The sequence below is a fragment of the Streptomyces sp. Y2F8-2 genome (assembly GCF_014905555.1).
Lineage (GTDB): Bacteria > Actinomycetota > Actinomycetes > Streptomycetales > Streptomycetaceae > Streptomyces > Streptomyces cynarae.
Window position 1 is genome coordinate 663825 of record NZ_BNGS01000001.1, and the last position, 12521, is coordinate 676345.

At 71.8% G+C, this 12521-nt stretch carries 10 protein-coding genes; 1 reads left to right on the forward strand and 9 read right to left on the reverse strand.

The window, feature by feature from the left end:
* Positions 1-5: 5 nt before the first annotated feature.
* Together SY2F82_RS03000 and lepA are read right to left on the reverse strand one after the other, a co-directional pair.
* Entirely contained in the window at positions 6-1880 is a 1875-nt protein-coding gene (locus tag SY2F82_RS03000; protein ID WP_200417330.1) for a long-chain fatty acid--CoA ligase, read from the reverse strand.
* Positions 1881-2147: 267 nt separating this feature from the next.
* A complete protein-coding gene (gene lepA / locus SY2F82_RS03005) occupies positions 2148-4016 on the reverse strand; it encodes a translation elongation factor 4 (protein ID WP_200417331.1) in 1869 nt (622 codons plus the stop codon).
* Between the two features lie 287 nt (positions 4017-4303).
* Between lepA and rpsT the strand changes: the two genes are divergently transcribed.
* On the forward strand, positions 4304-4570 hold the full coding sequence (gene rpsT / locus SY2F82_RS03010; protein WP_200417332.1) for a 30S ribosomal protein S20: 267 nt from the start codon (positions 4304-4306) through the stop codon (positions 4568-4570).
* A 292-nt stretch (positions 4571-4862) separates the two neighbouring features.
* Here the strand turns inward: rpsT and holA are convergent, their stop codons facing one another.
* From holA to SY2F82_RS03045, 7 genes are all read right to left on the reverse strand, one after another.
* On the reverse strand, positions 4863-5852 hold the full coding sequence (gene holA / locus SY2F82_RS03015; RefSeq protein ID WP_200417333.1) for a DNA polymerase III subunit delta: 990 nt from the start codon (positions 5850-5852) through the stop codon (positions 4863-4865).
* Between the two features lie 61 nt (positions 5853-5913).
* Positions 5914-6159 carry a hypothetical protein gene (locus tag SY2F82_RS03020; protein ID WP_200417334.1) on the reverse strand — a complete coding sequence of 82 codons (246 nt, stop codon included), beginning with the start codon at positions 6157-6159 and terminating at the stop codon, positions 5914-5916.
* A 64-nt stretch (positions 6160-6223) separates the two neighbouring features.
* On the reverse strand, positions 6224-7063 hold the full coding sequence (locus SY2F82_RS03025; RefSeq protein ID WP_200417335.1) for an arylamine N-acetyltransferase: 840 nt from the start codon (positions 7061-7063) through the stop codon (positions 6224-6226).
* Positions 7064-7067: 4 nt separating this feature from the next.
* The gene (locus SY2F82_RS03030; RefSeq protein WP_200417336.1) at positions 7068-9593 is read right to left on the reverse strand and encodes a ComEC/Rec2 family competence protein; all 2526 of its coding nucleotides are present in this window, start codon (positions 9591-9593) and stop codon (positions 7068-7070) included.
* Positions 9590-10684, reverse strand: a complete 1095-nt coding sequence (locus tag SY2F82_RS03035; RefSeq protein WP_200417337.1) for a helix-hairpin-helix domain-containing protein — start codon at positions 10682-10684, stop codon at positions 9590-9592. The genes SY2F82_RS03030 and SY2F82_RS03035 overlap by 4 nt, the downstream gene beginning before the upstream one ends.
* Before the next feature lie 127 nt (positions 10685-10811).
* Positions 10812-11657: a DegV family protein gene (locus SY2F82_RS03040; RefSeq protein WP_200417338.1), complete on the reverse strand. Its 846-nt coding sequence runs from the start codon at positions 11655-11657 to the stop codon at positions 10812-10814.
* A 72-nt stretch (positions 11658-11729) separates the two neighbouring features.
* The gene (locus tag SY2F82_RS03045) at positions 11730-12464 is read right to left on the reverse strand and encodes a hypothetical protein (RefSeq protein ID WP_200417339.1); all 735 of its coding nucleotides are present in this window, start codon (positions 12462-12464) and stop codon (positions 11730-11732) included.
* Between the last annotated feature and the right edge of the window lie 57 nt (positions 12465-12521).

The following is a 12521-nucleotide window of genomic DNA, read 5'->3' on the forward strand; positions in this document are numbered from 1 at the left end:
CCCTCTCAGGCTTCGCGCGATCCCGCGTACATCTCATCGATCAGGTGCTTGTACTCCCGTTCGACGACCGGCCGCTTCAGCTTCAGGCTGGGCGTGATCTCCCCGTGCTCCACGTCGAGGTCCCGCGGCAGCAAGCGGAACTTCTTGATGGTCTGCCAGCGCTGCAGGCCCTCGTTGAGCTGCTTGACATAGCCGTCGACCATCTCGACCGTCTGCGGCGCGGCCACGACCTCGGCGTAGGACTTGCCCTCCAGGCCGTTCTCCTTCGCCCACTGAAGGATCGCGACCTCGTCGAGCGCGATGAGCGCGGTGCAGAAGTTACGGTCGGCGCCGTGCACGAGGATGTTGGAGACGTAGGGGCACACCGCCTTGAACTGTCCCTCGACCTCGGCGGGCGCGATGTACTTGCCGCCGGAGGTCTTGATGAGGTCCTTCTTGCGGTCGGTGATGCGCAGATACCCGTCGGGCGACAGCTCGCCGATGTCACCGGTGTGGAACCAGCCGTCCGGTTCCAGCACCTCGGCGGTCTTCTCGGGCAGCCCGTGGTAGCCCTCCATGATGCCGGGGCCGCGCAGCAGGATCTCGCCGTCGTCCGCGATGCGCACCTCCGTGCCGGGCAGCGGCTTGCCGACCGTGCCCGTGCGGTAGGCCTCGCCCGGGTTGACGAAGGAGGCCGCGGAGGACTCGGTGAGGCCGTAGCCCTCCAGGATGTGGATGCCGGCGCCCGCGAAGAAGTACCCGATCTCGGGTGCGAGGGCGGCCGAGCCGGAGACGCAGGCGCGCAGCCGGCCGCCGAACGCCTCGCGGATCTTGGCGTACACGAGGGCGTCCGCGACCTTGTGCTTGGCGCCGAGGCCGAACGGCACGGCGTGGGTGCCGGTGCGGCGGAAGTTGTCCTGCGAGACCTTGGCGTACTCGCGGGCCACCTCTGCCGCCCACTGGAAGATCTTGTACTTGGCCGGACCGCCCGCCCGGGCCTTGGCCGCGACGCCGTTGTAGACCTTCTCGAAGATGCGCGGCACGGCCGCCATGTACGTCGGCTGCACGACCGGCAGATTCTCGATGATCTTGTCGACGCGGCCGTCGACGGCGGTGACGTGCCCGACCTCGATCTGGCCGGAGGTCAGCACCTTGCCGAAGACGTGGGCGAGCGGCAGCCACAGGTACTGCACGTCCTCGGGGCCGAGCAGCCCGGTCGCGGCGATCGCCTTCGCCATGTACGCCCAGTTGTCGTGCGGCAGGCGCACGCCCTTGGGGCGGCCGGTGGTACCGGAGGTGTAGATGAGCGTGGCGAGCTGGTCCTTGGTGATCGCGCCGACCCGTTCCTTGATCAGCTCGGGGTGCTTCTCCAGGTAGGCGGCGCCGCGCTGCTCCAGTTCGGCCAGGCTGAGCACGCCGTCGCCGGTCTCGGCGCCCGCCGGGTCGATCACCACGATATGGGTCAGGGCGGGCAGCTCGTCGCGCTTCTGCCGGGCCTTGGCGAGCTGCTCGGCGTTCTCCGCGACGAGGACCTTGCTCTGGGAGTCGGCGAGGATGAAGGCCGACTCCTCGGCGTTGGTCTGCGGATAGATGGTGGTCGTGGCGGCACCGGCGCACAGGATGCCGAGGTCGGCGAGGATCCACTCGACCCGGGTGGAGGAGGCGAGGGCGACGCGCTGCTCGGGCTGGACACCCAGTTCGATGAGCCCGGCCGCGATCGCGTGGACCCGCTCGGCGGCCTCGGCCCAGCTCAGCGACTTCCAGTCGTCGGGGCCCTCACCGGAGGCCGGGGGCACGGGGTAGCGGTAGGCCTCGGCGTCCGGCGTGGCCGCCACGCGCTCCAGGAAGAGCGCCGCCACGGAGGGCGGACGGTTCTCGATCAAAGTCTGTGTGTCGCTCACGACATCCTCCGGGGCCCGCGGCGGTGCGGCTGGCTGGCTCATTGCTGCTGGATCGTTGCGGCTGCAGTCACTCGAGACCTTTTGTTTAACTCACGAGTAACCCTCGAGCAGGCATCAGAGTAGAGCCCGTCCGGCCGGTTCGTAAGGGGCGGTGGCCTGTCGTTTCGTACACAGAGCGACCGGGCGCACGCACGGGGGCCCGCCGCGCTTTCGCACGACGGGCCCCGTACCGCCCGGTTTGCCGGGGTCATCGCGTGGAGACCGGGGTTACTTCTTGCCCTTGCTCGACCCCGCGCTGTCATCGCTGGAGAGCACCGCGATGAAGGCTTCCTGCGGAACTTCCACGGAACCCACCATCTTCATCCGCTTCTTACCCTCCTTCTGCTTCTCCAGCAGCTTCCGCTTACGGGAGATGTCACCGCCGTAGCACTTGGCGAGGACGTCCTTGCGGATGGCGCGGATGGTCTCGCGGGCGATCACGCGGGAGCCGATGGCGGCCTGCACCGGCACCTCGAAGTTCTGCCGCGGGATGAGTTCCTTCAGCTTGGCGACGAGCCGGACGCCGTAGGCGTACGCCTGGTCCTTGTGGGTGATCGCGGAGAAGGCGTCGACCTTGTCGCCGTGCAGCAGGATGTCCACCTTGACCAGGCTGGAGGACTGCTCTCCCGTGGGCTCGTAGTCCAGGGAGGCATAGCCGCGCGTCTTGGACTTCAGCTGGTCGAAGAAGTCGAAGACGATCTCGGCGAGCGGCAGCGTGTAGCGGATCTCGACGCGGTCCTCGGAGAGGTAGTCCATGCCGAGGAGGGTGCCGCGGCGGGTCTGGCACAGCTCCATGATCGCGCCGATGAACTCGGTGGGCGCGAGGATGGTGGCCCGTACGACCGGCTCGTACACCTCGGCGAGCTTGCCCTCGGGGAATTCGCTCGGATTGGTGACCGTGTACTCGGTGCCGTCCTCCATGATCACGCGGTAGACCACGTTGGGCGCGGTGGCGATCAGGTCCAGCCCGAACTCACGCTCGAGCCGCTCACGGACGACGTCGAGGTGCAGCAGTCCGAGGAAGCCGACCCGGAAGCCGAAGCCGAGGGCGGCGGAGGTCTCCGGCTCGTAGACGAGGGCGGCGTCGTTGAGCTGGAGCTTGTCCAGGGCCTCGCGCAGATCGGGGTAGTCCGAACCGTCCAGCGGATACAGGCCCGAGAAGACCATGGGCTTCGGGTCCTTGTACCCGCCCAGCGGCTTCTCGGCGCCCTTGACCTGGCTGGTGATGGTGTCACCGACCTTGGACTGGCGGACGTCCTTCACCCCGGTGATGAGGTAGCCCACCTCACCGACCCCGAGGCCGTCGGCACCGAGCATCTCGGGCGAGTTGACGCCGATCTCCAGCAGTTCGTGCGTGGCGCCGGTGGACATCATCCGGATGCGCTCACGCTTGTTGAGCTGGCCGTCGACGACACGGACGTAGGTGACGACGCCGCGGTAGGAGTCGTAGACCGAGTCGAAGATCATCGCGCGGGCGGGCGCGTCGGCGACGCCGACCGGGGCCGGGATCTGCTCGACGACCTTGTCCAGCAGCGCCTCGACGCCGAGGCCGGTCTTGGCGGAGACCTTCAGCACGTCGCCGGGATCGCAGCCGATGAGGTTGGCGAGTTCCTCGGCGAACTTCTCCGGCTGCGCGGCCGGCAGGTCGATCTTGTTGAGGACGGGGATGATCGTGAGGTCGTTCTCCATCGCCAGGTAGAGGTTGGCGAGGGTCTGGGCCTCGATGCCCTGGGCGGCGTCGACGAGGAGGATGGTCCCCTCGCACGCGGCGAGGGACCGCGAGACCTCGTAGGTGAAGTCGACGTGCCCCGGGGTGTCGATCATGTTCAGGATGTGCGTGTTGCCCGGATCGTGGGTGGGGGCCCAGGGCAGCCGCACGGCCTGGGACTTGATGGTGATGCCGCGCTCGCGCTCGATGTCCATGCGGTCGAGGTACTGAGCGCGCATCTGCCGCTGCTCGACGACGCCGGTCAGCTGGAGCATCCGGTCGGCGAGCGTGGACTTGCCGTGGTCGATGTGCGCGATGATGCAGAAATTGCGGATCAGAGCCGGGTCGGTACGGCTCGGCTCGGGCACATGGCTAGGGATCGCGGGCACGCAGGGTCCTGATTCTTGAGGCGTCCGCAGTGTCTGCGGTCTCGGGTCGGATCGATACGTAGCCTCCATGGTCCCACGCGCGCGGGGCTACGACCGGTTCGGGCCGTGCCGGAGGCGATGGAACGGGTGGCCGGGGGAGGCCTCCCGGCCGGTTTGGGCGGGCCAGAGGGCGACTGGTAGCCTGGGTGGCTGTGTCTCCTGCCCTCTCAGCGCGAGGCACGTCTTCAAGAAATCACCGGCGCGTGGGACGTCCAGTCTGGCGTGCCTGAACCTGTAAAGGCTCATTCGTGGCGAACATCAAGTCCCAGATCAAGCGGAACAAGACGAACGAGAAGGCGCGCCTGCGCAACAAGGCCGTCAAGTCCTCGCTCAAGACCGCGATCCGCAAGGCTCGCGAGGCCGCTGCCGCGGGCGACGTCGAGAAGGCCACCGAGCTCCAGCGCGCCGCCGCGCGTGCGCTCGACAAGGCCGTCTCGAAGGGCGTCATCCACAAGAACCAGGCCGCCAACAAGAAGTCGGCGCTGGCCACCAAGGTCGCGACCCTCAAGGGCTGAGCCCTCCTTTTGATCTGAACTGATCCAACCGCCGGTAGGACCCAGAGCGGGCCCTCTCTCATCCGCTCCCGACCGGCACCCCGAGTCCGTACGCGGCCTGCGTTCGCCACGCGGGTACGGACTCATCCGCTTGAACCGAAGGCCCCGCCACCCGTCCTTCCCCAGGACGGAGTGCGCGGGGCCTTCGGCATGGGGAGCCGGTCGGGGACGGGGCCGGTTGGGTGAGGAGTCACGTCGGCATGAGGAGCCACGTCGGCACGGGAAGCCGCGCGTGGGTGGGCCGCGCTCCTCGCTATCCGCGCCCCCGGGACCGCGCCGCGCGGGCGATCGTCACCACGGCCTTCTCCAGCGCGTACTCCGGGTCGTCGCCACCGCCCTTCACGCCCGCGTCCGCCTCGGCCACCGCGCGCAGCGCGACCGCGACCCCCTCCGGCGTCCAGCCCCGCATCTGCTGCCGGACCCGGTCGATCTTCCACGGCGGCATACCCAGCTCCCGGGCGAGGTCCGCGGGGCGACCGCCTCGGGCCGAGGAGAGCTTTCCGATCGCCCGCACACCCTGCGCCAGCGCGCTCGTGATCATCACCGGCGCCACGCCTGTCGCCAACGACCACCTGAGCGCCTCAAGCGCCTCCGCCGCCCGCCCCTCGACCGCCCGGTCCGCGACCGTGAAGCTGGAGGCCTCGGCCCGCCCGGTGTAGTACCGCCCGACCACCGCCTCGTCGATCGTGCCCTCGACGTCCGCGGTGAGCTGCGCCACCGCGGACGCCAACTCCCTCAGATCGCTGCCGATCGCGTCGACCAGCGCCTGGCACGCCTCGGGCGTCGCCGAACGCCCCAGCGTGCGGAACTCTCCGCGCACGAACGCCAGCCGGTCCGCAGGCTTGGTCATCTTCGGGCACGCCACCTCCCGGGCGCCCGCCTTGCGCGCGGCGTCGAGCAGGCCCTTGCCCTTGGCGCCGCCCGCGTGCAGCAGCACCAGGGTGATCTCCTCGGCGGGCGAGGAGAAGTACCCCTTGAGTTCCTTGATCGTGTCGGCTGGAAGATCCTGTGCGTTGCGTACGACCACGACCTTGCGCTCGGCGAAGAGCGACGGGCTTGTCAGCTCGGCCAGTGTGCCGGGCTGCAACTGCTCCGGGGTCAGATCCCGTACGTCCGTGTCGGCGTCGGCGCTCCGGGCGGCGGCCACCACCTCCCGCACGGCACGGTCGAGCAGGAGGTCCTCCTGGCCCACGGCAAGGGTGACGGGGGCGAGGGGGTCTTCATTCGCGGTCTTCTTGGCCATCACGGACAGCATCCCACGCGCCACTGACAACGGGCGCCCGCGGCCGCCGCCGCCCGGAGGGTTACGGCTCCTCCCGCCAGCCGTCCCACTCCCCCGCGAACGCGTCCAGCCGCTCCGGATCGAGCAACTGTTGTTCGTCCCGCAGCACCACCAGCCACTGCGCGTCCTCGGCGTCGTCCTCACCGGCCAGCGCGTCCCGGACGATCCGCGGTTCCTCGTCCAGCCCGAACCGCTCCACCAGCGCCTGCGCCGCCTCCTGAGCGGCATCACGGTCCGGCAGCACCAGCACATGTCTCACATCGCTCACGACGCCCATTGTCGGGCACTGGCGACGCGACCAGAGACCCCGTCCGCTGCACCCGGTTCGGAGATCAGCCGCTTCGACCGGCCTCTCGCAGCGTGGGCGCCCGGTCCAGCTCGATCCCGAACCGCTCCCGGTACACCTCCAGCACCTCCTTCTCATCCGCCAGTTCCGTCCCCTCCTTCCGCCCGTCCGGGGTCGTCACCGTCAGTCGGCTGCCACTGAGCGTGACCCGCCCTCCGTCCTCCGTGACCCGCGAGCACACCAGCGACCGCACGAAGTGCGACTCGGGCGACGTGCTGTGCCACCAGGCCCCGGCCCTGAAGTCCCCGAGCGCCCGCGGCCGCACCTCCAGCCGGTACTGCCGCCTGCCCTCCCGCATCACGTCCAGATCCTCGAACTCGGCCGAACCACCGCCTCCCCGCGTCCCCGCCGCATCCGCCCCCGCTTCGACCACCCGGAACACCCCGGCCGGGTCCCGCTGCTCGCCCCGCTGCCGCAACGCCAGCGGACAGTGGCTGTGCGCACCGAACCCGACGTCCGCCAGCCAGTCGCCTCCGTCCACCGTCCGTACCCGCAGCGCGAGATGGTCGAACGGAATCCCGAGCCGCCCCTCGTCGTCGTAGACCCGCCCGGCGAGCAGCGTGACATCGAAGCCGAGCGCGGCCAGCAACGCCCCGAACGCTCCGTTGAGTTCGTAGCAGAAGCCGCCCCTGCGCGCCCCCACGATCTTGTCCAGCAGCCGCTCCTCCTCCAGCACGATCTTCTCGCCGAGGTGGATCGACAGGTTCTCGAACGGCACGGTCCTCAGATGGCGCAGATGCAGCTCGCGCAGCACATCGCCGGTGGGCCAGGCGGGGTGCTGCGCCCCGATCCGGCGGAGGTAGGCGTCAACCTGTGCGGAGTCCATGCCCTCAGTCTCTCGCCACGCTCAACCCCCCGCCCGCCCCGGTGACGGCGATCGCGCCGTCCTGGTCCGTACGCAGCACCAGCGCGCCCTCGTCCCGCAGCGCCGCGACCGTGCTCGGCGCCGGATGACCGTAGGGGTTGCCCCTGCCGCACGAGATCAACGCGAGCCGCGGTGCCACCCTGCGTATGAGCTCCGGGTCCTGGTAGGCCGACCCGTGATGGGCGACCTTGAGGACGTCCACGGGTCCCAGCTCCGCCCCGGCCGGTGATCTCAGCAGCTCCTGCTGGGCCGGTGGTTCGAGATCCCCGAGCAGCAGCAGGGTCAGCCCCGCCGACCGCACGAACAGCGCCACACTCGCGTCGTTCGGTCCGTCGGGGGACGGGGCGGGATCCGGGGGAGGCCACAGCACCCGCCAGTCGAGCTCCCCGGTGCGGCGGCCCTCCCCGGCGACGGCGCGGGTCACCGGAATGTGCCGGGCGGCCGCCTGAGCGCGCACGAACGCGGCCTGGTCCGGTGGCTCGTCGAACCCGGTCGTCTCGATCGCCCCCACCGCACGCCCGCGCAGCACTCCCGGGAGCCCCGCCACATGGTCGGCGTGGAAGTGGGTCAGCACGAGCAGCGCGACCCGGCTGACGCCGAGCACGGTCAGACACCGGTCGACCAGCGTCGGATCGGGCCCCGCGTCCACGACCACCGCCGTGCCCTCGCCCGCCGCCAGCACGGTCGCATCACCCTGCCCCACGTCACACATCGCGAACCGCCAGCCCGGCGGCGGCCATCCGGTGATCACCCGGGTCAGAGGGGGCGGCTGCACCACCACGAGCAGCAGCACCACGGCGCAGGCACCGGTCAACCAGGGGTGCCTCAGCAGCCGTCGGCAGACGAGCAGGACCATCGCCGTCACGGCTGCCAGCAGCAGCGCCCCCGTCCAGCTGCCGGGCCAGTCCACCGCGCCGCCCGGCAACGACGCCCCGGTGCGCGCGATGCCGGCGATCCATCCGGCCGGCCAACCCGCGCACCACGCCAGCGCCTTGGCGACCGGCAGAGCCACCGGAGCCACCGCCAGTGCCGCGAACCCCAGCACCGTGGCCGGTGCCACCGCGAACTCCGCGAGCAGGTTGCAGGGCACCGCGACCAAGCTCACCCGCGCCGACAGCACCGCGACGACCGGTGCGCACAGCGCCTGGGCGGCGGCCGCGGCGGCCAGCGCCTCGGCGAGCCTCGGCGGCACCCGGCGCCGCCGCAACTCCGCGCTCCAGCGCGGGGCGACCGTCAGCAGCGCCCCGGTGGCCAGCACCGACAGCAGGAAGCCGTAGCCCCGCGCGAGCCAGGGGTCGTACAGCACCAGCAGCAGGACCGCGGCGGCCAGCGCGGGAAGCAGGGATCTGCGGCGCCCGGTGGCGAGCGCGAGCAGCGCGATCGTCCCGCAGGCCGCGGCCCGCAGCACGCTCGGGTCGGGCCGGCACACCACCACGAAGCCGAGGGTGAGCACGCCGCCCAGCAGCGCCGTGCCCCGCAGCGGGATGCCGAGCAGTGGTGCGAGTCCTCGGCGCTCGACGCGCTGTGCCAGTCCGGCCGGGCCGATGAACAGGGCCAGCAGAAGCGTGAAATTGCCTCCGCTCACGGCCAGCAGATGCGTGAGATCCGTGTCCTTGAAGGCGTCGTCCAGCTCCGGGGTGACTCGTGAGGTGTCGCCCACGACCAGCCCCGGCAGCAGCGCCCGCGCGTCCGGGCCGAGCCCCTCGGTCGCCTCCCGCAGTCCCGCGCGCAACCGCCCCGCCCATCGCTGCGCCGTCGACGGCTCGCCCACGACGTCGGGTGGTCCCCCGCCCCGGACGCGCACCACGGCGGCGACGCGGTCACCTCCGGTCAGCGGGGGTGCCAGTCTGCCCGCCACGCGCACCCGCGTCGAAGGCAGCAGCGCAAGCCACGGCCACCGCCCGGGCTCCACCCCGCGGGTGCGCGGATCGACGACCAGCAGCACGGGCGTCCGCGTCGCGACCACGGCCCCGTCGGCCTTCGTCAGGCGCCGCATCTCGCCGTCGAGCAGGACGGCGGTGGCCGTGGCGTGATCGCCCTTGATCCTGGGCCGGGTGAGCCGTGGATCGGAGGTGACCTCGATCTCCGCGGTCACTTCGGCACCCTGACGCGCCAGCGCGGGAACCGGCCCCCGTCGCAGATCCGCGCCATGGAGCCCGGCGGAGGCGGCGGCAGCGGCGACACAGAGCAGCACGGCGGCGACCGACACCGCCGACCGCGGGGCCCCGGCCCGAAGCCCGCCGCCGACGCGTTCCCTCCGCAGCACCAACAGCCCACCGGCCGCCGCAAGACAGCCGACGGTCACACCGACGACCCAGGCGGCCGGCGCGTCCAGAGCCCACGCGGCCGCGCCCCAGGCCCCCAACGCGGGCCCGACCAGCCGGAGATCCGCCGGCCCCTCCTGCCGGGGGTGGGGATCACCCAGCGGACTGCGGACATCCCCCGGTGGCGCCTTCGGCCCGTCCGCGCCGGGTTGCTTCGGCGGCCTCATGGCCGTACGAGGTTCCGTAGGTCGGCGAAACGGCGTGCGCCGATGCCGTTGACCTGCCGTAGTTCGTCGACCGAGCGGAAACCGCCGTGCTGGGACCGGTAGTCGACGATGTGCTGGGCCAGCACGGGCCCCACCCCGGGCAGCGCGTCGAGTTGGTCCACCGTCGCGGTGCTGAGGGAGACCGGGGTGCCGGGAGCGGCCGATCCGCCGGCCGCCGGGAGGGCCGGGCCGGTGCCCGGCGCCGGGGCCGGGCCGCCCACCACGATCTGCTCGCCGTCCACCAGGAGGCGGGCGCGGTTGAGGCCGTCGATGTCGGTGCCCGGGCGCACTCCGCCCGCCGCCCGCAGGGCGTCCGCCACCCGTGACCCGGCCGGCAGCCTCTGCAACCCGGGGTTGCGCACCTTGCCGCCGACGTCCACCACCACGACGGCACCCGTCCCCGCTCCGGTGCCGCCTGTCGCCTGCGGCCCCGTCGCCTGCGCTCCCGTCGAGGCGCCCGACTCGGCCGAACGCCTGGCTCCCGCCGTCCCGTAGGGCGCCGCCGCCCGCACCACCTCGGGCGCCCGCACCGGCTCGGTCCGGCCCGTCCAGAAGTGCTGCGCCGCGAAAACCACAGCCACCAGCAGGAGTACGCCCAGCGCGGCCACGCTCCTCCGCTCCAGCCCGCACCTGGCCTGCAGCCACAGCGGCATCCGTTCGCGCAGTGCCGGGACGACCCGCGCCCGCCAGGCGCCGCCCGTCGCGGCGGGCTCGGGTGCGTCCATGTCGCCGACGGCGGCCGGCCCGCTCGGCCGGGCGATCCCGCTCCCCGCCGACGTGCCCGCCCGTGACTCCCCGACGTCCCGGTCCGCCCTCGGTGGGCCGTTTCCCCATGCCTGTCGTTCCGTTGCTCCTTCGGCAAAGGGTGCCTCCGCACGTTCGGCGAAGAGTGCCTGCGCGCGCAGGCGCAGCACGTCAGCGGCTGAGGGCTGGTGTCGTCGGGTGTGCGCCCGCGGATGCCGCGGGCGGTGGTGGGCGCGGCCGTCGGAGCCGGGGCCGCGGCCGGGACCGCTGGTGGGAGCGGTGGTGCGTGAACGTGATCGAAGTGCCATGCGCCGAGGATCGGGCAGATCGCCGACCTGGCGATGATCTTGGTCGATTCCCGGGGATTACTGCCCAGTTGTGGATAACTCCGTCACCCACATGAGTCACCATCGCCCCAGGTCCGGTGTGACCCTGTCACCGAGGCGACACCACGGCCCCCAGCAGACCCGGTCCCGTGTGCGCCCCGATCACCGCCCCGACCTCGCTCACATGCAGGTCGGCCAGCCCGGGCACCCGTGCGCGCAGGCGGTCGGCGAGCGCCGACGCCCGTTCCGGAGCGGCGAGATGGTGGACCGCGATGTCGACCTTTCCGTCGCCGGCGCGCTCGGCGACGATCTCCTCCAGGCGGGCGATGGCCTTGGACGCCGTACGCACCTTCTCCAGCAACTCGATACGGCCGCCGTTCAGCTGCAAGAGCGGCTTGACCGCGAGCGCCGAGCCGAGCAGCGCCTGCGCGGCGCCGATCCGGCCGCCGCGCCGCAGATAGTCCAGGGTGTCCACGTAGAAGTACGCGGAGGTGTCCGCGGCCCGCTTCTCCGCCGCTGTGACGGCGTCGTCGACCGTGCCGCCCGCCTCCGCGGCCTGGGCGGCGGCCAGCGCGCAGAAGCCGAGGGCCATCGCGACCATCCCGGTGTCGACCACGCGCACCGGCACGGGAGCCTCGCGCCCGGCGAGCACCGCGGCGTCGTACGTGCCGGAGAACTCGGAGGACAGGTGCAGCGAGACGATGTCGCTCGCCCCCGTCGCGGCGACCTTGCGGTAGGTGTCCGCGAACAGCTCCGGGCTGGGCCGGGACGTGGTGACGGGCCGTCGCTTCTGCAAGGCCTGGGCCAGGGAACGGGCGGAGATCTCGGTGCCCTCTTCGAGTGCCTGGTCGCCGAGGACCACGGTCAGGGGCACCGCGGTGATGCCGTGGCGCTCCATCGTCCGCGGCGGCAGGTAGGCCGTTGAATCGGTGACGATCGCGACATGGCGGGACATGAGCTGGAGGTTACCTGCCGGAACGCGCCGGTGGCAGACCGACCCCGCCGACCTGGACGGTCTGTGGAGGGATCATCGGGTGCTCTCGGGGCGGGGCTTCCTCTGCCAGGGATACACGGGCCGCTGGGTGCGCGAGCCGAGCGCCGGCCGGGTCTGCTCCCGCGCCGTACGCGACTCGGGTGTCTCCGGCCAGGTCTGGGAGGAGGCCGCATCCTCCGGCGCCGGCGCCTCGGGCCAGGACGCGGCGGACCCCGTCGGCTGCTCTCTGGTCCAGTGGCGCAGGGCGCCCGCCTCGACGTCGATCTGGGCGCTCAGCGCGTCCAGGTCGTCGTCCGCGAACCGACGTGCCCTGTCATGGGCGGCCCAGCGCAGCGAGTCCGCCGACCGGGTGACGCGCTCGGTCCGTACGCGCAGCTCGGGCAGTCGGGAGACCAGCGCCTGGCGGTCCGGCTCCGCCTCCAGGCGCCGCAGCTCGGCGTCCAGTTCGTGTCCGTGCGCGCTGAGGCGCTTGAAGAGGCCCAGCGCCTCCTTCAGCGACTCGTCCTCGGTGACGCCCGCGTGGAGGGCGTCCTGAGTTGCGCGCATCGAGGTCCGCAGCCTCAGTCGCAGCTCGGCGAGTTCACCCGCCGGACCGGGTTGGGTGAGGGTCCTGGCGCGCAGGGTGGTGTCCTCCACCGTGCGCCGGGCCTGCGCGATCGTCCGGTCCACGCCGCGTTTCGCCGCGCCGACCGCCTTCACCGTCGCATACACGCCTAGGACGAGGCACAGCACGAACAGGAGCGCGATGACGGTCAGAACGGCTTCCACAACGCTCCTCCTCCGGTCGGCCGGGCGGCTGCTCACCGCTCTTCCACGGTAAACGCA